Below are 19,169 nucleotides of genomic sequence, written 5' to 3' on the forward strand. Positions count from 1 at the left end.
GCGCCGGGGCGTGGACGGCGCGTCCGCAGGGCGGGACGCGGCGGGCGGCGCGGGGCGGCGGACACCGGGCGTGACAGACTCATGGCTGTGTTGCGCTGGTTGACCGCAGGGGAATCGCACGGACCCGCACTCGTCGCGTTGCTGGAGGGGGTGCCGGCCGGTGTCGAGGTGACCTCCACCGAGATCGTCGGCGAGCTGGCCCGCCGCCGGCTCGGCTACGGCCGAGGTGCCCGGATGGCGTTCGAGCAGGACGAGATCGAGATCATTGGTGGCCTGCGGCACGGCGTGACCCTGGGCAGCCCGGTCGCCGTCCGGGTCGGCAACTCCGAGTGGCCCAAGTGGCGCACCGTGATGGCCGCCGACCCGGTCGATCCCGACGAACTGGCCCGGCAGGCCCGCAACGCGCCGCTGACCCGCCCCCGCCCCGGCCACGCCGACCTGGCCGGCATGCAGAAGTACGGCCACACCGACGCCCGGCCGATCCTGGAGCGGGCCAGCGCGCGGGAGACCGCCGCCCGGGTCGCCGTCGGCACGGTGGCCAAGGCGCTGGTCAAGCAGGCCGTGGGAATCGAGATCGTCTCGCACGTGGTCGAGCTTGGCCCGGTCGCCGTCAAACCGGGGCTGCGGCCACGGCCGGAGGACGCCGAGCGCATCGACGCCGACCCGCTGCGCTGCCTCGACCCGGAGGCCAGCGCCCGGATGGTCGCCGAGGTCGACGCCGCGAAGAAGGCCGCCGACACCCTCGGCGGCGTGGTCGAGGTGCTGGCGTACGGCGTACCGCCGGGTCTGGGCAGTCACGTGCAGTGGGACCGCAAGCTCGACGCCCGGCTGGCCACCGCGTTGATGTCGATCCAGGCGATCAAGGGCGTGGAGATCGGCGACGGCTGGCAGCAGGCCCGGTCCCGGGGCTCCGAGGCGCACGACGAGATCATGCCCACCGCCACCGGCGTGCGACGGGTCACCGACCGGGCCGGCGGCCTGGAGGGCGGCATCACCACCGGTGAGCCGCTGCGGGTGAAGGCGGCGATGAAGCCGATCTCCTCGTTGAACCGGGCGCTGGCCACGGTGGACGTCACCACCGGCGAGCCGGCCACCGCCATCAACCAGCGTTCCGACGTCTGCGCGGTGCCGGCCGCCGCCGTGGTCGCCGAGGCGATGGTGGCGCTGGTGCTGGCGGAGGCGGCGGTGGAGAAGTTCGGCGGTGACTCGGTCGCCGAGATGCGCCGCAACCTGGCCGCTTACCTCGACGCGCTGGTGATCCGGTGACCGCTACGACCCGTCCGGTCTGCGTGCTGGTCGGCGCGCCGGGCTCGGGCAAGACCACCGTCGGGCAGGGCCTGGCGGAAGCACTTGGCGTCGAGTTCCGCGACACCGACGCCGACATCGAGCGCCTGGCGGGCAAGCCGATCCCGGAGATCTTCGTCGACGAGGGGGAGGCGCACTTCCGTACCCTCGAACGGGCGGCCCTGGCCGCGGCGCTGGCCTCCTGCACCGGCGTGCTCGCCCTCGGCGGCGGCGCGGTGCTGGCCGAGGAGAACCGGGCCGCGCTTGTCGGTCACCGGGTGGTGCACCTCTCCGTCGAGCTGCCGGACGCGGTGAAGCGGGTCGGCCTCGGCGCCGGGCGACCACTGCTGGCGATCAACCCTCGGGCCACTCTCAAGCATCTGATGGACCAGCGTCGACCGTTGTACGCCGAGGTCGCCACCGCCACCGTGGTCACCGACGGCCGCACCCCCGAGGAGATAGTCGCCGAGATCGTCGCCCTGCTGGGCAAGCCTGGCTAGGCCGCGGCACACGACTCCCAGGCGCTGGCCTTCCCCCGCCCAGACTCAGCTCTCCTTCCTGGTCATCAGCGTGATGCCGAGCAACGGATGCTGCCATCGCCGCACGACGCGGTAGTCAGCCTCGATCTTCTCGCGTTTGCCGGCGGCCATGTCCTTGAGCGGGTCGAGGGAGTTGTCGGCGCGGATGACCCAGATCCGAGGCGGGGTGCCGAGGCAGGCGGCGTCGGGACACTCGGCGGCGAGGAACTGGCCGTTGCTGCGTTGCGGTGCGGTCCGCAGTACATCGTGCGGACGGGGCTCCGGCAGGTACCGCTCGTAGATGTCTCGTGGTGACCACGGAATGCTGTAGTGGGTGTCAGGAAAGACGGCGACGTCGCCGGGCTGGTATCGCGGGCCGATGATCGGCGCGATGCGCAGGGAAGCCTGACTGTGGCCAGCCTCGCCGCGTACGGTCACGTGACCGGGGTAGGCGAGAGTGACGGCCAGGCCGATGGCTGCGGCGGCGTGGGCGCGGCCGAACCGTATGAGGGCGGACGCGGCGAGGACCGCCATCGCCGGCAGGACGACGAGGACGTAGCGGGCGGTCCAGACGGGCACCTGGGTGCCGGCGACGAAGAGAACACCCATCGGTACGAAGGCTGCGGCAGCGACCACCACCCGTTGCGGGGTGCGACGGACGCCGAGGAGGGCGAGGGCCAGGACGAGTCCGCCGACGGCGGCGGAGAGAAAGATCCGTTCCGGGATGATCGGCAGGGAGCGCAGGGTGACGAGCCCGATCCAGGACACCTGGGCCGTCTGCCCCGACCCCCATACCGACAGGGTCGCTGCCGGCAGGACACCCACTGCGGCTGCCACCGCCCACCGTCGGGTGACCTGCCAGGAGGAACCGCCGTACCGCAGCTGCCACCAGGCGATCGCTGCGGCGTGCCCGGCGAGCAGGAGCAGACCGTTGAGCGGATGGATCAGTCCGGCGATTCCGACGGCGGTGGCGTAGCCGACGAGATCGGCACGGTTCGGCCTGTCGACCAGGCGGGTCAGATACAGCAGCGCGACGGCGGCACCGAGGATCACGAAGGAGTATCCGCGGGCCTCCTGCGCGTATCGGGAGGTGACCGGGAGGATAGCGAAGATCAACCCGGCGATCAGGCCGAGCTGGGTTCCGCCGAGCCGGCGACCCAACGCGGTGACCACCAGGGTCGCGGCCGTCATCGCCACGACCGACGGCAGACGCAGTGCGACGGTGGAGGTGCCAACCACGTCGGTGTAGAGCTTCGTCAGGACGTAGTACGGGGTGAGGACGGCGTCCACCGAGCCGGAGAGCTGCCACAGTTGAGACCAGGACAGCCGCACCGCACCCCAGGTGGCCAACTCGTCCGCCCACAAGGCCGGACTGGTCAACCGCCACAACCCCAGGACCGCCATCAGCAGGGCCGGGATGATCGCTGCAAGGAGTCGTGTCCGGCCTTCGCCGCCGGCCGCCGAGCTCCGAGCCGATGTCTGCGACGAGCTCTGGTCTTCGCCCTGTCCTGATCGGTCACCGATTTCGATGGTGCTCGGCACCGTCCAATTGGTAGTGATGGCGCACTCCCCTATGGATCTCGTCAAACCGTCCCAGGAGACGGCGGTCGAATGGCTCCGAGGGAGCGTCACGCCTCACAGCTGGTGAACATCAGGATGCTTCTGGATGTCCGAGGCGTGGGCCCAGTGGTGCCGCAGCCAAGGGTCGCGTGTGGTCGCCTCGCCGACAGCTCCTCCCGGTCGTTGTCGCTGCCGGTGCTGCTGAGCATGTGGTGCCACTGGAAGACCTGGTGCAGCAGGATGCCGTCGACGAAGCGGCTCCCGGTGCCCGTCCGGCGGGGCGCTGAACGTTGTTCCATCCCTCGGGCATCCGGTGGCGGCGAGGCCCGGATCGGCGGTGGGTGGGCTAGGCTCCCGGCGATGGACGAGGTGACCCGGATCCCGGTCGGTGGCGAGCGGCCGTACGACGTGCTGGTCGGCCGCGACCTGCTCGACGCGCTGCCCGGCCTGCTGCCCGACGCCACTCGGGCCGCGGTGCTGTACGCGCCGCCCCTGAAGGAGTTGGCCGACGCGATCGGTGCCGGGCTGGCGGCGGCCGGTGTGACACCCCTGACGATCGAGGTGCCCGACGCCGAGGCCAGCAAGCATGTCGAGGTGGCGGCGCAGTGCTGGGACCGGCTCGGCGAGGCGGGCTTCACCCGTACCGACGCGGTGGTCGGCCTCGGCGGCGGCGCGGTCACCGACCTGGCCGGGTTCGTGGCGGCGTGTTGGCTGCGCGGGGTGCGGTGGGTACCGGTGGCCACCTCGTTGCTCGGCATGGTCGACGCCGCGGTGGGTGGCAAGACCGGGATCAACACCGCCGCCGGCAAGAATCTCGTCGGTGCCTTCCACCCACCGGTCGGCGTGCTTGCCGACCTGGCCACGCTGGACAGCCTGCCGTCGGTCGACCTGGCCGCCGGTTTGGCCGAGGTGGTCAAGTGCGGGTTCATCGCCGATCCGGTCATCCTCGACCTGATCGAGGCCGACCCGGCCGCCGCGACCGATCCCGCCGGGCCGGTCACCCGGGAGTTGATCGAAAGGGCCATCCGGGTCAAGGCCGACGTGGTCGCGGGAGACCTACGCGAGTCGGGCGTACGGGAGGTGCTCAACTACGGGCACACCCTGGCCCACGCGATCGAGAAGGTCGAAGGTTACCGCTGGCGGCACGGTCACGCGGTGTCGGTCGGCCTGGTGTACGCCGCCGAACTGGCCCGCCTCGCCGGCCGGTTGGACCCGGCCACCGCCGCGCGGCACCGGGCGGTGCTGACGGCGCTCGACCTGCCGACGGTTTACGACGACGACGCGTGGCCCCGCCTGCTGGCCACCATGCGGGTCGACAAGAAGGCCCGGGGCAGCCGGCTGCGCTTCGTGGTGCTCGACGGGTTGGCCCGCCCGGCGATCCTCGACGGCCCGGACGACGACCTGCTGCACGCCGCCTACGCCGCGGTGTCAGTGTGAGCGCGAGGAGTGAGCCGGGTTTGCGAGCCCCGCAGTCGAGAGCGGAGATGGTTCGGTGAGCGCGGGGAGTGAGCCGGGTTTGCGAGCCCCGCAGTCGAGAGCGGAGATGGTTCGGTGAGCGCGGGGAGTGAGCCGGGTTTGCGAGCCCCGCAGTCGCGAGCGGAGATGGTTCGGTGAGCGCGCGGGTGTACGTGCTCAACGGGCCGAACCTGGGCCGACTGGGCACCCGCCAGGTCGACGTGTACGGGGTTACCAGCTACGCCGATCTGGTGAAACTGTGCGAGACGACCGGCCGTGACCTGGGCCTTGAGGTCGTCGTGCGGCAGACCGACGCCGAGCACGAGTTGCTCGGCTGGCTGCACACCGCCGCCGACGAGGGCGCCGCCGTGGTGCTCAACCCGGCGGCCTGGTCGCACTACTCGATCGCGGTACGGGACGCCTGCGCGATGCTGCGCGGGCCGCTGGTGGAGGTGCACATCTCCAACATCCACGCTCGGGAGGAGTTCCGTCACCACTCCGTCGTCTCGGCGGTGGCGACCGGCGTGATCTGCGGGCTCGGCGTCGACGGCTACCGCCTCGCCCTGCACCACCTGGCCAACCGCCGCGACCAGACCGCCTGACGCCCGACCCGCCTGACGCCCAGACCGCTCGGCCTCAGGGCTCCGGACACCGTCGGCTGACGACTCAACCGCACCTTCGTCCACCGCCACCACTACGTTCGGTGCCGTTTACCATCAGTGAGCAGCCGCCGCCCCCGAGGGGTACTACTGACGGTGCCGAGTCCGGCGGAGTTGGTGCGCGCCGCACGGTGACGCGGAGTCGTGCTGGACCGCCCGACGCCGCGCCGGGCTGAATCGTGGCGGACCAGGGCGGCAACCGGCGGGCGGCCGACGGCGGTCGGCGGTTTGCGAGGCGGCTAGTAGACTTGCCAGGTCTGTCCGCCAAATGATGATCAAGGCAGGAAATGGCCACCACCAACGACCTGAAGAACGGCCTGGTACTCAACCTCGACGGGGAGCTCTGGGCCGTCGTCGAGTTCCAGCACGTCAAGCCCGGTAAGGGTGGTGCGTTTGTGCGTACCACGCTGAAGAACGTGCTCTCCGGCAAGGTGGTCGACAAGACCTTCAACGCGGGCACCAAGGTTGAGACCGCAACCGTCGACAAGCGCACGATGCAGTATCTCTACGCCGACGGCGAGGACTACGTCTTCATGGACATGGAGACGTTCGACCAGATCACGGTGATGGGTGGGACGGTCGGCGAGGCAGCCAACTACCTGCTGCCCGAGGCCGAGGCGATCGTGGCCACCCACGAGGGCGTGCCGCTCTACATCGAGCTGCCGACCTCGGTCGTGCTGGAGGTCACCTACACCGAGCCGGGCCTGCAGGGCGACCGGTCCACCGGTGGCAACAAGCCGGCGACGGTGGAGACGGGTGCGACCGTGCAGGTGCCGCTCTTCGTCACCACCGGCGAGAAGATCAAGGTCGACACCCGCGACGGCCGTTACCTCGGCCGCGCCTGATGTCCGAGGGTCCGAAGCAGCAGATGCCGGCGCGTCGCAAGGCGCGCAAGCGGGCGTTGGACGTGCTCTTCGAGGCCGACCTGCGTGATCGTCCGCCGGTCGAGGTGCTGGCCGGCTATGTCGAGCGGATCGAGAAGCCGCGCCCCGACCACCTGGGGTACGCGGTCGGCCTGGTCGAGGGGGTGGCCGGGCACCTGGACCGGATCGACGAGCTGATTTCCAGCTACGCCGAGGGTTGGACGCTGGACCGGATGCCCGTGGTCGACCGCAACCTGGCCCGGATCGCGGTCTACGAGCTGTTGTATCTCGACGAGATCGACGACGCGGTGGCGATCAGCGAGGCGGTGGAGCTGGCCCGGCAGATGTCGACCGACGACTCGCCCCGCTTCCTCAACGGCCTGCTCGGCCGGATCGCCGAGTACGCCACCCGCTGAGGGGTGGCGGACGCCGCCGATGGGCGTCGCGCGCCAGTGACGGAAACGACGAAAGGGCCCGTGCCGTCCGGCACGGGCCCTTTTCGCGTGGTCGAATCTCAGGAGGCGAAGAATGCCCGCGGGTCGGCGACCAGTACGCCGTGCTCGGTCAGCCGCTCGATCAGGCCGGACGGCGAGGCGTCGTAGACGATCGCGAGGGCGCGCAGGTCGTCGGCGCGGATCGACAGCACCCGGCCGTTGTAGTCGCCGCGCTGCTGCTGGATGGCGCGCGCGTACCGGGCCACGTAGGCGAGATCCTCGCTGGCCTCGTCGTAGAGTCGCTCCAGGTCCAGGACGATCTTGCTGGTGGGTTCGTGCCGCACCCCGCTGCCGTCGGGCAGCAACTCCGAGACCGGCACGCGGTAGAACTCGGCCAGCTCGGCCAGACGGGACACCGTGACGGCCCGGTCGCCGCGCTCGTACGAGCCGACCACGACCGCCTTCCAGCGCCCGTTCGACTTCTCCTCCACTCCCTGCAGGGACAAGCCCTGCTGCTGGCGGATGGAGCGCAGGCGGGCGCCCAGCGACTTGGCGTATTCAGAGGGCATTCGGACACTCCCAGTGCTGCTCGGGGTTCTCCCAGCGATTCGCTACGGAGCGTGACGGTACGGGGATTCGTACACCTGGTCAAGTACTCGCGATCTTCCCGTTGTGTACCCGGGGTGAGTTGTCCTGTTTCGCCTGGCTGATTGGCCAGTCAGCCAACGGCGGCGGGTGACGCCGTCGTAGCTGGTGCCCCCGCGCCGACGCGGCGACGACCACTGGTAACCTCGCCGAAGCCCCTGCGCCGGCCGCTCCACGGCCGGCCGGGAGGATCCGACGTCCTTTAACGACCCGTCCCGTGAGGCGGGGAAGGAGGTCCGCCGTGGCCTGCCCATCGGCTGCCCCGTCGTCGCCGCCGCGACAACCCTCGGTGAAGGTGATTTTGACCAGCGCCGACCTACAACGCGTCGTCGACCGCATCGCTCACCAGATCCTCGAGAAGACCCACGGCGCAGCCGACACCGTGCTGCTCGGCATCCCCACCCGGGGTGCCCCCCTCGCCAGCCGCCTCGCCGCCCGGATCAGCGCCTTCGAGGGCATTTCCGTGCCGGTCGGCGTGCTCGACATCACTCTCTACCGCGACGACCTGCGCCGGAACGCCACCCGGGCAGTCGGGCCCACCCAACTGCCGACCGGTGGCATCGACGGCAAGCGGGTGGTCCTCGTCGACGACGTTCTCTTCTCCGGTCGGACTGTCCGGGCGGCCCTCGACGCGCTCGGTGACCTCGGGCGGCCCGCTTCGGTGCAACTCGCCGTCCTGGTTGACCGGGGGCACCGGCAGCTACCGATCCGCGCCGACTATGTCGGCAAGAACATCCCGACCGCCCTGGCCGAGAGCGTCAAGGTGACGCTGGTCGAGACCGACGGCACGGACGAGGTCCGGCTCTACGGCGAGGAGGCCCGGTGAGCGCGAGGAGTGCAGCGCAGCGGAGCCCCGCCGTCGCGAACGAAAGGTGGCTCCGCGCATGATCAAGCACCTGCTCTCCGGCGCTGACCTCGACGCCGACACGGCCACCCAGATCCTGGACACCGCCGCCGAGATGGCCGCGGTGGCCGGGCGCGAGGTCAAGAAGCTGCCCGCGTTGCGAGGTCGGACGGTGGTGAACCTCTTCTACGAGGATTCGACCCGCACCCGGATCTCGTTCGAGGCGGCGGCGAAACGGCTCAGCGCCGACGTGATCAATTTCTCGGCGAAGGGTTCCAGCGTCGCCAAGGGCGAGAGCCTGAAGGACACCGCGTTGACCCTGCAGGCGATGGGGGCCGACGCGGTGGTGGTCCGCCACCCCGCCTCGGGCGCCCCGCACCGCCTCGCGGACTGGGTCGACGGTTCGGTCGTCAACGCCGGTGACGGCACCCACGAGCATCCCACCCAGGCGCTGCTCGACGCGTACACGATGCGGTCCCGGCTGGGTCGTCTGGCTGGCCTGTCGGTGGCGGTGGTCGGTGACGTGCTGCACTCCCGGGTGGCCCGCTCGAACGTGCTGCTGCTGTCCACCCTCGGTGCCAAGGTGACCCTGGTCGGGCCACCCACGCTCATCCCGGTCGACATCGCCGCCGCTCTCGCCCCGGGCACCGACGTCTGCTACGACCTCGACGCGGTGCTGCCCTCGTCGGACGTGGTGATGATGCTGCGGGTGCAACGGGAGCGGATGAACGACTCCTACTTCCCGTCCGCCCGCGAGTACGCCCGCCGTTACGGCCTGGACGGTCCGCGGATGGGCCGGCTGCCGGAGCACGCCATCGTCATGCATCCCGGCCCGATGAACCGGGGCATGGAGATCACGCCGGAGGTTGCGGACTCGCCCCGCTCCACCATCGTCGAACAGGTCGCCAACGGTGTCTCCGTCCGGATGGCCGTCCTCTACCTGCTGCTCGGGGGGAACAACCGGTGAACTCGTACCTGATCAGGAACGTCAGCGTCCTTGGCGGCGCACCGACCGACCTGCTGATCCGCGACGGCGTCGTCGCCGAGACCGGCGCAGGGCTCTCCGCGTCGGAGGCCACGGTGATCGACGCCGACGGGCTGGTCGCCCTGCCCGGCCTGGTCGACCTGCACACCCACCTGCGCGAGCCCGGCCGGGAGGACGCCGAGACGGTCGAGACCGGTTCCCGGGCGGCGGCACTCGGCGGCTACACCGCGGTCTGCGCGATGGCGAACACCTCGCCGGTGGCCGACACCGCAGGAGTGGTGGAACAGGTGTGGCGGCTCGGCCGCGAGGCCGGGCTGGTCGACGTGCAGCCGATCGGCGCGGTCACCGTCGGCCTGGCCGGCGAGCGGCTGGCCGAACTCGGCGCGATGGCCGAGTCGGCGGCGCGGGTGCGGATCTTCTCCGACGACGGGCACTGCGTCGCCGACCCCCGGCTGATGCGCCGTGCGCTGGAGTACGTGAAGGCGTTCGACGGCATCATCGCGCAGCACGCCGAGGAGCCGCGGCTCACCGAGGGCGCGCAGATGCACGAGGGTGAGGTCTCCACCCGGCTGGGCCTGACCGGTTGGCCGGCGGTCGCCGAGGAGGCGATCATCGCCCGGGACGTGCTGCTGGCCGAGCACGTCGGCAGCCGGCTGCACATCTGCCACGTCTCCACCGCCGGCAGCGTCGAGGTGCTGCGCCACGCCAAGGCCCGGGGGGTACGCGTCACCGCCGAGGTGACCCCGCACCACCTGCTGCTCACCGACACACGTGCCGAGACCTACGACCCCGTGTTCAAGGTCAACCCACCGCTGCGTACCGCCACCGACATCGCCGCGCTGCGGGCCGCGCTGGTCGACGGGGTGATCGACATCATCGCCACCGACCACGCCCCGCACGCGGTGGAGGACAAGGAGTGCGAGTGGGCGTACGCCCGGCCGGGCATGCTCGGCCTGGAGACGGCGCTGTCCATCGCGCTCGACGTGCTGGGTCCGCAGTGGGACCTGATCGCCGAGCGGATGTCCCGTACGCCCGCCCGGATCGCCGGGCTCACCGAACACGGCCACGCCCCGACTGCCGGCGCGCCGGCCACCCTCACCCTGGTCGACCCGGCGGCCCGTCGGGCGATCGAGCCGGCGGATTTGGCCAGCCGTAGCCGCAACACCCCGTACGCCCGGATGACGCTGCCGGGTCGCATCGTGGCGACCTTCCTGCGTGGCGAGGCGACGGTCCTGGACGGAAAGGCTGTCAAGTGATCCGAGCGAGGAGCGCAGGGCAGCGGAGCACCGCAGTCCGGATCGGAGGCGTGGCATGAAGCGCAGGTCGGCGATCCTGGTCCTGGAGGACGGGCGCACGTTCCGCGGCGAGGCGTACGGCAGTGTCGGGGAGACCTTCGGCGAGGCGGTCTTCAACACCGGGATGACCGGTTACCAGGAGACGCTCACCGACCCGTCGTACCACCGTCAGGTGGTGGTGCAGACCGCTCCACACATCGGCAACACCGGCGTCAACACCCTCGACGACGAGTCACGCCGGATCTGGGTGGCCGGTTACGTGGTGCGTGACCCGGCCCGGGTCAGCTCCAGCTGGCGGGCCACCGGCGGGCTGGAGGACCGGCTGGCCACCGAGGGCGTGGTCGGCATCAGCGGCGTGGACACCCGGGCCCTGACCCGCCACCTGCGCGAACGTGGCGCGATGCGGGTGGGTGTCTCCAGTGTCGAGGACGACCCCCGGGCGCTGCTCGAACGGGTTCGCCAGTCGCCGCAGATGCTCGGCGCGGATCTTTCCGCCGAGGTGACCACCGCGACGCCGTACGTGGTCGACGCCGAGGGCGAGCACCGGTTCACGGTGGCCGCGCTGGACCTGGGCATCAAGCGCAACGTGCCGCGCCGGCTCGCCGCGCGGGGCGTGACCACCCACGTGCTGCCGGCCCACTCGACCATCGAGGACCTGCTGGCCACCGGCGCCGACGCGGTCTTCTTCTCACCAGGCCCCGGTGACCCGGCGACCGCCGAGGCGCCGGTCGCGCTGGCCCGCGAGGTGATGCGCCGCGAGGTGCCGCTGTTCGGCATCTGCTTCGGCAGCCAGATCCTCGGCCGGGCGCTCGGCTTCGGCACCTACAAGCTCGGCTACGGCCACCGGGGGATCAACCAGCCGGTGCTCGACCGGGTGACCGGCAAGGTCGAGGTGACCAGCCACAACCACGGCTTCGCGGTGGAGGTGCCCGGGGCGCGGCCGGGCGCGGTGGTGCCGGACCAGGTGATCGAGACCGAGTTCGGTGGCGTCCAGGTGTCGCACGTCTGCCTCAACGACAACGTGGTCGAGGGGCTGCGGGCGCGCGACGTGCCCGCCTTCACCGTCCAGTACCACCCGGAGGCGGCGGCCGGTCCGCACGACGCGGACTATCTCTTCGACCGCTTCGCCGAGCTGATCGACGGCCGGGCTCTCAGTGGGGGGCGTACCAATGCCTAAGCGGACCGATCTCAAGCACATCCTGGTGATCGGGTCGGGACCGATCGTCATCGGCCAGGCCTGCGAGTTCGACTACTCGGGGACTCAGGCGTGCCGGGTGCTGCGCGCCGAGGGGATCCGGGTCAGCCTGGTCAACTCCAACCCGGCCACCATCATGACCGACCCGGAGTTCGCCGACGCCACCTACGTCGAGCCGATCACCCCGGAGTTCGTCGAGTTGGTCATCGCCAAGGAGCGTCCGGACGCGGTGCTGCCCACGCTGGGTGGACAGACCGCCCTGAACACCGCGGTGGCGTTGCACGAGGCCGGGGTGCTGGAGAAGTACGGCGTCGAGCTGATCGGCGCGAACATCGACGCGATCCGGCGCGGCGAGGACCGGCAGCTGTTCAAGGAGATCGTGGCGAAGGCCGGCGTACGCCTCGGCGTGGCCGACCCGTCGGCGCTGGTGCCGCGTTCGCGGGTCTGTCACTCGATGGACGAGGTTCGCGAGACGGTGGCCGAGCTGGGCCTGCCGGTGGTGATCCGGCCGTCGTTCACCATGGGCGGTCTCGGTTCGGGCATGGCGCACACCGACGCCGACCTGGAACGCATCGCGGGCGCCGGGCTGGCCGCCAGCCCGGTGCACGAGGTGCTCATCGAGGAGAGCGTGCTCGGCTGGAAGGAGTACGAACTCGAACTCATGCGGGACCGCCACGACAACGTGGTGGTGGTCTGCTCGATCGAGAACCTCGACCCGATGGGCGTGCACACCGGCGACAGCGTGACCGTGGCGCCGGCCATGACGCTTACCGACCGGGAGTACCAGCACCTGCGGGACCTGGGCATCGCGGTGCTGCGTGAGGTCGGCGTGGACACCGGGGGCTGCAACATCCAGTTCGCGGTGAACCCGGCCGACGGCCGCATCGTCGTCATCGAGATGAATCCCCGGGTGTCCCGCTCGTCGGCGCTGGCGTCGAAGGCGACCGGCTTCCCGATCGCGAAGATCGCCGCGAAGCTGGCCATCGGCTACACCCTCGACGAGATCCCGAACGACATCACCCGCAAGACGCCGGCCGCGTTCGAGCCGACGCTGGACTACGTGGTGGTGAAGATCCCCCGGTTCGCGTTCGAGAAGTTCCCCGGCGCGGACCCGGAGCTGACCACCACGATGAAGTCGGTCGGCGAGGCGATGAGCCTCGGGCGTAACTTCAGCGAGGCGTTGAACAAGGCGATGCGCTCGATGGAAACCAAGGCCGCCGGCTTCTGGAGCGTGCCGGATCCGCAGGGCGCGACGAAGGAGAACACCCTCGCCGCGCTGGGCATGCCGCACGACGGGCGGCTCTACACGGTGGAACGGGCGTTGCGGCTCGGTGCCTCGATCGCCGAGGTCAGCGCCGCCTCCGGTGGCATCGACCCCTGGTTCCTGGACCAGATCGCGGCCCTTGTCGAGTTACGTGCGGAGATCATGGCGGCGCCGGTGCTGGACGCGGCGCTGCTGGGTCGGGCGAAGCGGGCCGGGCTGTCCGACCGGCAGTTGGCCGCGCTGCGTCCCGAACTGGCCGCCGAGGACGGCGTCCGGACGCTGCGGCACCGCCTCGGCATCCGGCCGGTCTACAAGACGGTGGACACCTGCGCCGCCGAGTTCGAGGCCACGACTCCGTACCACTACTCCTCCTACGACGAGGAGACGGAGGTGGCCGGATCGGCGCGGCCGAAGGTGCTGATCCTGGGCTCCGGACCGAACCGGATCGGGCAGGGCATCGAGTTCGACTACTCGTGCGTGCACGCGGTGCAGGCGCTGCGCGCCGCGCCGTCCAGGCCGGCCGCTGCGACCGGCGCCGACGGCACCGGCTACGAGACCGTCATGGTCAACTGCAACCCGGAGACGGTTTCCACCGACTACGACACCGCCGACCGGCTCTACTTCGAGCCGCTGACCTTCGAGGACGTGCTGGAGGTCTGGCACGCGGAGGACTCCTCCGGCCGGGCGGTCGGCGGGCCGGGCGTGGTCGGCGTGATCGTGCAGTTGGGTGGGCAGACCCCGCTCGGGCTGGCCCAGCGGCTCAAGGACGCCGGGGTGCCGGTGGTGGGTACCTCTCCGGAGTCGATCCACCTGGCCGAGGAGCGGGGCGCCTTCGGGTCGCTGCTGGCCCGGGCGGGCCTGCGCGCGCCGGATCACGGCACCGCATCCTCGTACGAGGAGGCGAAGGAGATCGCCGACGAGATCGGCTACCCGGTGCTGGTCCGGCCGTCGTACGTGCTCGGCGGGCGGGGCATGGAGATCGTCTACGACGACGCCACGCTGCGTGACTACATCGGCCGGGCCACCGACATCTCGCCGGACCACCCGGTGCTGGTCGACCGGTTTCTCGACGACGCCATCGAGATCGACGTGGACGCGCTCTGCGACGCCGACGGCGAGGTCTACCTCGGCGGGATCATGGAGCACATCGAGGAGGCGGGCATCCACTCCGGCGACTCCTCCTGCGCCCTGCCGCCGATCACCCTGGCCAGTTCACACCTGGCCCAGGTCCGCCGGTACACCGAGGCGATAGCCCGGGGCATCGGCGTACGCGGACTGCTCAACGTGCAGTACGCGCTGAAGGACGACGCGCTGTACGTGTTGGAGGCCAACCCGCGCGCCTCGCGTACCGTGCCGTTCGTCTCGAAGGCCACGGCGGTGCCGCTGGCGAAGGCGGCGGCCCGGATCGCGCTCGGCGCGTCCCTGGCCGAGCTGCGCGCCGAGGGCATGTTGCCCAGAACCGGGGACGGTGGTTCGCTGCCGCCGGACGCCCCGATCGCGGTGAAGGAGGCGGTGCTGCCGTTCAAGCGGTTCCGTACCCCGGCCGGCAAGGGGGTGGACACGCTGCTCGGCCCGGAGATGAAGTCGACCGGCGAGGTGATGGGGATCGACACCGCCTTCGGGCACGCCTTCGCCAAGTCGCAGTCGGCGGCGTACGGGTCGCTGCCGACCGAGGGCAGGATCTTCGTCTCGGTGGCCAACCGCGACAAGCGCGGCATGATCTTCCCGATCAAGCGGCTGGCCGATCTCGGCTTCGACATCGTCGCGACCAGCGGTACCGCCGAGGTGTTGCGCCGGCACGGCATCGCCTGCGAGCAGGTGCCGAAGCACTACGAGGCCGGTTCCGAGGATGACGCGGTGGCGCTGATCCTCGGCGGTCACGTCGCTCTCGTGATCAACACGCCGCAGGGTTCGGGCGCCAGCGCCCGGTCGGACGGTTACGAGATCCGCAGCGCGGCGGTCACCGCCGACATCCCCTGCGTCACCACCGTCCCCGGCGCCGCCGCCGCCGTCATGGGCATCGAGGCGAGGATCCGGGGCGACATGCAGGTACGCCCCCTCCAAGCCCTCCACGCCACCCTCCGGTCCGCCCAGTGACCCCCATCCACCCCACCCCACCCGCCAGGCTCGCGTTGATCATGAGGTTGGCGGCAGTAGAAGAGATCGACATCGCCGGCAACCTCATGATCAACAAGGTGGTGCGGGGGCTCGGGGCCGTGCCGTGTGGTGGGGGAGGGGCGGCGTGATCTTCGAGCGGACGGTCCGGCGGGGGTTGTTTCGGGTCGGGGGTGGGGACGCGGAGGCGGCGCACGAGTTCACCCTGCGGCGGCTGGCCGAGTTGTCCCGGACACCGGTGGCGCTGGCGGCGTTGCGGGCCCGGTACGCCGTGTCCGCGCCGCGCACGGTGTTCGGGCTGCGATTTCCCAACCCGGTCGGCCTGGCCGCCGGCATGGACAAGGACGGGGTGGCGCTGCCGGCGTGGCCGGCGCTGGGCTTCGGCTTCGTCGAGGTCGGCACGGTGACGGCGCGTCCCCAACCGGGCAATCCCCGGCCCCGGCTGTTCCGGTTGGTCGACAGCGAGGCAGTGATCAACCGGATGGGCTTCAACAACGCCGGGGCGCAGGCGCTGGCGGACCGGCTGGCGGCGCTGCCGCGACCGCTCGACGTGCCGCTGGGCATCTCGCTGGGTAAGTCGAAGGTGACGGCGCTGGAGGACGCGGTGGCGGACTACCGCGAGTCGTACCGCGCGTTGCGCGAGCACGGCGACTACTTCGCGGTCAATGTCTCCTCACCGAACACCCCCGGGCTGCGCGCCCTGCAGGACCGGGAGCACCTGGACGCGCTGTTGGCGGCACTGGTGGGGGAGAAGCCGGTACTGGTGAAGATCGCTCCCGACCTCAGCGAGCCGGCCATCGCCGAGTTGCTGGAGGTGTGCCTGGCCCGTGGTGCCGCCGGAGTGATCGCCACGAACACGACCCTCGGACGGGATGGGTTGGCCCCGGCCGACCGGGGACGTTCCGGCGAGGCCGGCGGGCTGTCCGGCCGTCCGCTGGCCGACCGGGCGCGGCAGGTGGTCGCCTTCGTACACGCCGAGACGGGCGGGCGACTGCCGGTCATCGGCGTGGGCGGCATCGTGGATCCCGACGACGCGGCCCGGATGTTCGACGCCGGTGCCAGCCTGGTGCAGCTCTACACCGGGTTCATCTACCGTGGCCCGGCGCTGCCTCGGGCCGTCGCCCGCGCGGCTGCCGGTGCCGCGCGCCCGACCACGACCGGAGCCTGACGAAGAATCACCCACTCACCACCCCCTTTGCTCTGCTTCACCCCACCCGAAGGTTCGGCGCGGAAGCTGTGCGTCCGGTGAAGCAGAGCAAAGGGGCGCAAGGAGGACCGATGACCCCGGAGGAGGTTCTCGCCGCCGACGCGGCGCACGTGTGGCATCCGTACGCCGCGCTCCCGCCGGCGGTGGCGCCGTACCTGGTGGAAAGCGCCGACGGGGTGCGGCTGCGGCTGGCCGACGGCCGTGAGCTGGTCGACGGGATGTCCTCCTGGTGGGCGGCGATCCACGGCTACCGGCATCCGGTACTGGACGCGGCGGTGGTCGGCCAGGTGGGCCGGATGAGTCACGTCATGTTCGGCGGACTGACCCACGCGCCCGCCGTGGAGCTGGCCCGCACCCTGGTCGAGGTGACGCCCGACGGGCTGGAGCACGTGTTCCTGGCCGACTCCGGTTCGGTGAGTGTCGAGGTCGCGGTGAAGATGTGTCTGCAGTACCAGCGGGCCACCGGTCGGCCGCAGCGGCACCGGTTGGGCACCTGGCGGGGCGGATACCACGGCGACACGTTCCATCCGATGAGCGTCTGCGACCCGGAGGGCGGCATGCACCACCTCTGGGGGGACGTGCTGCCGCGGCAGGTCTTCGCCCCGGCGCCGCCCGGTGGCTTCGACAGCCCGCCTGATCCGGCGTACGAGGCGGCGCTGGTCGACGCGGTGGAGCGGCACGCCCACGAACTGGCCGCGGTGATCGTGGAGCCGGTGGTGCAGGGTGCCGGCGGGATGCGTTTCCACCACCCGCACTATCTGCGGGTGCTGCGCGAGGTGACCCGGGCGCACGGGGTGCTGCTGATCTTCGACGAGATCGCCACCGGTTTCGGCCGTACCGGGACGATGTTCGCCGCCGAGCACGCCGGGGTCACCCCGGATGTGCTCTGCGTCGGCAAGGCGCTCACCGGCGGCTACCTCACCCTGGCTGCGGCGCTGTGCACGGCGGAGGTCGCGCGGGGCATCCGGGCCGGTGGTGTGCTCGCGCACGGCCCGACGTTCATGGGCAACCCGCTCGCCTGCGCGGTCGCCAACGCGTCGCTGGGCCTGCTGCGGGCCGGTGACTGGGCCGGGCAGGTGGCGCGGCTGGAACAGGGGCTGCGGTCGGGGCTGGCACCGCTGCGCGACGTGCCGGGTGTGGCGGACGTGCGGGTGCTCGGCGGAATCGGCGTGGTCCAGCTGGACCACGAGGTGGATCTCGGCGCGGCCACAGCCGCCGCCGTGGCCCATGGGGTGTGGCTGCGACCGTTCCGGGATCTGGTCTACACGATGCCGCCGTACGTCATCACGGACGCCGACCTGGCGGTGGTGGCGACGGGTATCTCGGCAGCGGTCGCGGCGGGCTGAGTAGGCGAGTCTCGACGCTTGGCTGGATTTGAGTAGTCCGATTCGGCAGGCGGCGTGAAGTGGAGTAGCCCGGCGGACCCCGGTCCGGGCCTGCTGAGTAGGCGCGGACGGGTGAAACCCGGCCAGGACGAGAGGAAGGCACTGGCGACATGGAGAGTTTCGGCGTCCGGCTGCACCGGGCCATGGACGAGCGCGGACCGCTCTGCGTAGGGATCGACCCGCACCCGGCGTTGCTGTCCCGGTGGGGCCTTGACGACGATGTGGCCGGCCTCGACCGCTTCGCCCGGACCGTCGTGGACGCGCTCGGTGACCGGGTTGCGGTGGTCAAGCCTCAGTCGGCGTTCTTCGAGCGATTCGGGTCTCAAGGGGTGGCGGTCCTTGAGTCAACTATCCGACAGTTGCGAAATCTCGGCTCGCTCGTTCTTCTCGACGCGAAGCGCGGCGACATCGGCTCGACGGTTCGCGCGTACGCGTCGGCATACCTTGATCCATCAAGCCCCATGTATGCCGATGCGGTGACCGCGAGCCCCTTCCTGGGGGTCGGCTCGCTGGCCCCGATGTTCGAGCTGGCCGCCGAGCACGGCGGCGGCGTGTTCGTCCTGGCGCTCACCTCGAACCCCGAGGGCGCCTCGGTGCAGCGTGCCCGTAGCGCCGACGGGCGCAGCGTCGCGCAAACGGTTCTCGACGAGATTTCCCAGCTCAACGTCGGTATGAAGCCGATCGGAAGCATCGGTGCCGTGATCGGCGCGACGGTCGGAGAGACGGGCTGCGACCTGTCGGCGGTGAACGGCCCGCTGCTCGCCCCAGGGCTCGGGGCGCAGGGTGCCACGGCTGCGGATCTGCGGATCGTCTTCGGCCCCGCGCTGCCCACCGTGCTGCCCGCGTACTCCCGTGAGGTGCTGGGCGCCGGGCCCGATCCGGAGGCGCTGCGGGCCGCCGCGGACCGTGCCGTGGCCGAGTGTCGGGCGGTCCTGGCGATGTCCTGACTGACTGATTGCTCGGTCACTTTGTGATGATCATTGCGCGCCCACGTTGCCGAAAGCTCCGTTGACCGCTAGTTTTCCCCGCGCTGGGAACCCCTTGGTTCACAGCGACACCACGTTTCACAGATGCGGCGGTGCGTCCCGCCCGTCGCGATAGGGACCTGAGGAGAACTGGTGCCGCTCCCGTCACTGACCCCCGAGCAGCGCGCAGCCGCGCTGGAAAAGGCTGCGGAGATCCGCAAAGCCCGTGCCGAGCTGAAGGAGCAGCTCAAGCAGGGCAAGACCACCCTCGGTGCCGTTCTTGAGCGGGCCGAGTCCGACGATGTCGTCGGCAAGCTCAAGGTGTCGGCCGTGCTGCAGGCCATGCCGGGCATCGGCAAGATCCGGGCTACTCAAATCATGGAGAAGCTGAAGATCGCCGACAGCCGCCGCCTGCGTGGCCTCGGCGAGCAGCAGCGCAAGGCCCTGCTTGGGGAGTTCGCCGCAAACTGAGCACGACTGCGGGTAGAAACAAGCA

The 19,169-nt window shown here is 70.9% G+C and carries 19 protein-coding genes; 16 read left to right on the forward strand and 3 right to left on the reverse strand.

The window, feature by feature from the left end:
• The first annotated feature begins 87 nt into the window (after positions 1–87).
• A complete protein-coding gene (aroC, locus tag AC2CHE_RS14385; RefSeq protein WP_484505460.1) occupies positions 88–1,266 on the forward strand; it encodes a chorismate synthase in 1,179 nt (392 codons plus the stop codon).
• On the forward strand, positions 1,263–1,784 hold the full coding sequence (locus AC2CHE_RS14390; protein ID WP_484505401.1) for a shikimate kinase: 522 nt from the start codon (positions 1,263–1,265) through the stop codon (positions 1,782–1,784). The genes aroC and AC2CHE_RS14390 overlap by 4 nt, the downstream gene beginning before the upstream one ends.
• Positions 1,785–1,829: 45 nt before the next feature.
• Here AC2CHE_RS14390 and AC2CHE_RS14395 read toward each other — a convergent pair whose 3' ends face one another.
• Both AC2CHE_RS14395 and AC2CHE_RS14400 read right to left on the reverse strand, forming a co-directional pair.
• The gene (locus AC2CHE_RS14395) at positions 1,830–3,206 is read right to left on the reverse strand and encodes a glycosyltransferase family 39 protein (protein WP_484505402.1); all 1,377 of its coding nucleotides are present in this window, start codon (positions 3,204–3,206) and stop codon (positions 1,830–1,832) included.
• 224 nt (positions 3,207–3,430) lie between these two features.
• Positions 3,431–3,661: a DUF2243 domain-containing protein gene (locus tag AC2CHE_RS14400; RefSeq protein WP_484505403.1), complete on the reverse strand. Its 231-nt coding sequence runs from the start codon at positions 3,659–3,661 to the stop codon at positions 3,431–3,433.
• 61 nt (positions 3,662–3,722) lie between these two features.
• Between AC2CHE_RS14400 and aroB the strand changes: the two genes are divergently transcribed.
• The 4 genes from aroB to nusB all read left to right on the forward strand — a co-directional run bounded on the left by aroB (position 3,723) and on the right by nusB (position 6,755).
• Complete coding sequence (aroB, locus tag AC2CHE_RS14405) at positions 3,723–4,799, forward strand: 3-dehydroquinate synthase (RefSeq protein WP_484505404.1); 1,077 nt, start codon at positions 3,723–3,725, stop codon at positions 4,797–4,799.
• Between the two features lie 173 nt (positions 4,800–4,972).
• Entirely contained in the window at positions 4,973–5,419 is a 447-nt protein-coding gene (aroQ, locus tag AC2CHE_RS14410; protein ID WP_484505405.1) for a type II 3-dehydroquinate dehydratase, read from the forward strand.
• Between the two features lie 344 nt (positions 5,420–5,763).
• The gene (gene efp, locus AC2CHE_RS14415) at positions 5,764–6,321 is read left to right on the forward strand and encodes an elongation factor P (protein WP_164445173.1); all 558 of its coding nucleotides are present in this window, start codon (positions 5,764–5,766) and stop codon (positions 6,319–6,321) included.
• Positions 6,322–6,344: 23 nt separating this feature from the next.
• Entirely contained in the window at positions 6,345–6,755 is a 411-nt protein-coding gene (nusB, locus tag AC2CHE_RS14420; RefSeq protein ID WP_170863437.1) for a transcription antitermination factor NusB, read from the forward strand.
• A gap of 98 nt (positions 6,756–6,853) precedes the next feature.
• Here the strand turns inward: nusB and bldD are convergent, their stop codons facing one another.
• Entirely contained in the window at positions 6,854–7,342 is a 489-nt protein-coding gene (gene bldD / locus AC2CHE_RS14425; protein WP_007458348.1) for a transcriptional regulator BldD, read from the reverse strand.
• A 317-nt stretch (positions 7,343–7,659) separates the two neighbouring features.
• Between bldD and pyrR the strand changes: the two genes are divergently transcribed.
• The 10 genes from pyrR to mihF all read left to right on the forward strand — a co-directional run bounded on the left by pyrR (position 7,660) and on the right by mihF (position 19,144).
• Positions 7,660–8,244: a bifunctional pyr operon transcriptional regulator/uracil phosphoribosyltransferase PyrR gene (pyrR, locus tag AC2CHE_RS14430; protein ID WP_484505406.1), complete on the forward strand. Its 585-nt coding sequence runs from the start codon at positions 7,660–7,662 to the stop codon at positions 8,242–8,244.
• A gap of 58 nt (positions 8,245–8,302) precedes the next feature.
• Positions 8,303–9,229 (forward strand): aspartate carbamoyltransferase catalytic subunit, encoded by a 927-nt coding sequence (locus tag AC2CHE_RS14435; RefSeq protein WP_484505407.1) that lies wholly within the window; start codon positions 8,303–8,305, stop codon positions 9,227–9,229.
• Entirely contained in the window at positions 9,226–10,503 is a 1,278-nt protein-coding gene (locus AC2CHE_RS14440) for a dihydroorotase (RefSeq protein ID WP_484505408.1), read from the forward strand. The genes AC2CHE_RS14435 and AC2CHE_RS14440 overlap by 4 nt, the downstream gene beginning before the upstream one ends.
• 55 nt (positions 10,504–10,558) lie before the next feature.
• Positions 10,559–11,719 carry a glutamine-hydrolyzing carbamoyl-phosphate synthase small subunit gene (gene carA / locus AC2CHE_RS14445; protein WP_484505409.1) on the forward strand — a complete coding sequence of 387 codons (1,161 nt, stop codon included), beginning with the start codon at positions 10,559–10,561 and terminating at the stop codon, positions 11,717–11,719.
• A complete protein-coding gene (carB, locus tag AC2CHE_RS14450; protein WP_484505410.1) occupies positions 11,712–15,098 on the forward strand; it encodes a carbamoyl-phosphate synthase large subunit in 3,387 nt (1,128 codons plus the stop codon). The genes carA and carB overlap by 8 nt, the downstream gene beginning before the upstream one ends.
• Complete coding sequence (locus AC2CHE_RS14455; protein ID WP_484505411.1) at positions 15,095–15,247, forward strand: hypothetical protein; 153 nt, start codon at positions 15,095–15,097, stop codon at positions 15,245–15,247. Before carB ends, AC2CHE_RS14455 begins: the two co-directional genes overlap by 4 nt.
• The gene (locus tag AC2CHE_RS14460; RefSeq protein ID WP_484505412.1) at positions 15,244–16,284 is read left to right on the forward strand and encodes a quinone-dependent dihydroorotate dehydrogenase; all 1,041 of its coding nucleotides are present in this window, start codon (positions 15,244–15,246) and stop codon (positions 16,282–16,284) included. The genes AC2CHE_RS14455 and AC2CHE_RS14460 overlap by 4 nt, the downstream gene beginning before the upstream one ends.
• Positions 16,285–16,394: 110 nt before the next feature.
• A complete protein-coding gene (locus AC2CHE_RS14465; RefSeq protein ID WP_484505413.1) occupies positions 16,395–17,669 on the forward strand; it encodes an adenosylmethionine--8-amino-7-oxononanoate transaminase in 1,275 nt (424 codons plus the stop codon).
• A gap of 149 nt (positions 17,670–17,818) precedes the next feature.
• Complete coding sequence (gene pyrF / locus AC2CHE_RS14470; RefSeq protein ID WP_484505414.1) at positions 17,819–18,655, forward strand: orotidine-5'-phosphate decarboxylase; 837 nt, start codon at positions 17,819–17,821, stop codon at positions 18,653–18,655.
• A gap of 171 nt (positions 18,656–18,826) precedes the next feature.
• Positions 18,827–19,144 (forward strand): integration host factor, actinobacterial type, encoded by a 318-nt coding sequence (mihF, locus tag AC2CHE_RS14475; RefSeq protein WP_007458370.1) that lies wholly within the window; start codon positions 18,827–18,829, stop codon positions 19,142–19,144.
• Positions 19,145–19,169: the final 25 nt, after the last annotated feature.

This window comes from Micromonospora sp. ATLC16 (genome assembly GCF_057196645.1).

Bases quoted from the DNA above. Each gene is read 5' to 3' on its own strand.
- AC2CHE_RS14395 (WP_484505402.1), bottom strand. From the start codon at position 3,206: ATGGCGGTCCTGGGGTTGTGGCGGTTGACCAGTCCGGCCTTGTGGGCG.
- AC2CHE_RS14400 (WP_484505403.1), bottom strand. From the start codon at position 3,661: ATGGAACAACGTTCAGCGCCCCGCCGGACGGGCACCGGGAGCCGCTTC.
- aroB (WP_484505404.1), top strand. From the start codon at position 3,723: ATGGACGAGGTGACCCGGATCCCGGTCGGTGGCGAGCGGCCGTACGAC.
- efp (WP_164445173.1), top strand. From the start codon at position 5,764: ATGGCCACCACCAACGACCTGAAGAACGGCCTGGTACTCAACCTCGAC.
- nusB (WP_170863437.1), top strand. From the start codon at position 6,345: ATGCCGGCGCGTCGCAAGGCGCGCAAGCGGGCGTTGGACGTGCTCTTC.
- bldD (WP_007458348.1), bottom strand. From the start codon at position 7,342: ATGCCCTCTGAATACGCCAAGTCGCTGGGCGCCCGCCTGCGCTCCATC.
- AC2CHE_RS14435 (WP_484505407.1), top strand. From the start codon at position 8,303: ATGATCAAGCACCTGCTCTCCGGCGCTGACCTCGACGCCGACACGGCC.
- carA (WP_484505409.1), top strand. From the start codon at position 10,559: ATGAAGCGCAGGTCGGCGATCCTGGTCCTGGAGGACGGGCGCACGTTC.
- carB (WP_484505410.1), top strand. From the start codon at position 11,712: ATGCCTAAGCGGACCGATCTCAAGCACATCCTGGTGATCGGGTCGGGA.
- AC2CHE_RS14465 (WP_484505413.1), top strand. From the start codon at position 16,395: ATGACCCCGGAGGAGGTTCTCGCCGCCGACGCGGCGCACGTGTGGCAT.
- pyrF (WP_484505414.1), top strand. From the start codon at position 17,819: ATGGAGAGTTTCGGCGTCCGGCTGCACCGGGCCATGGACGAGCGCGGA.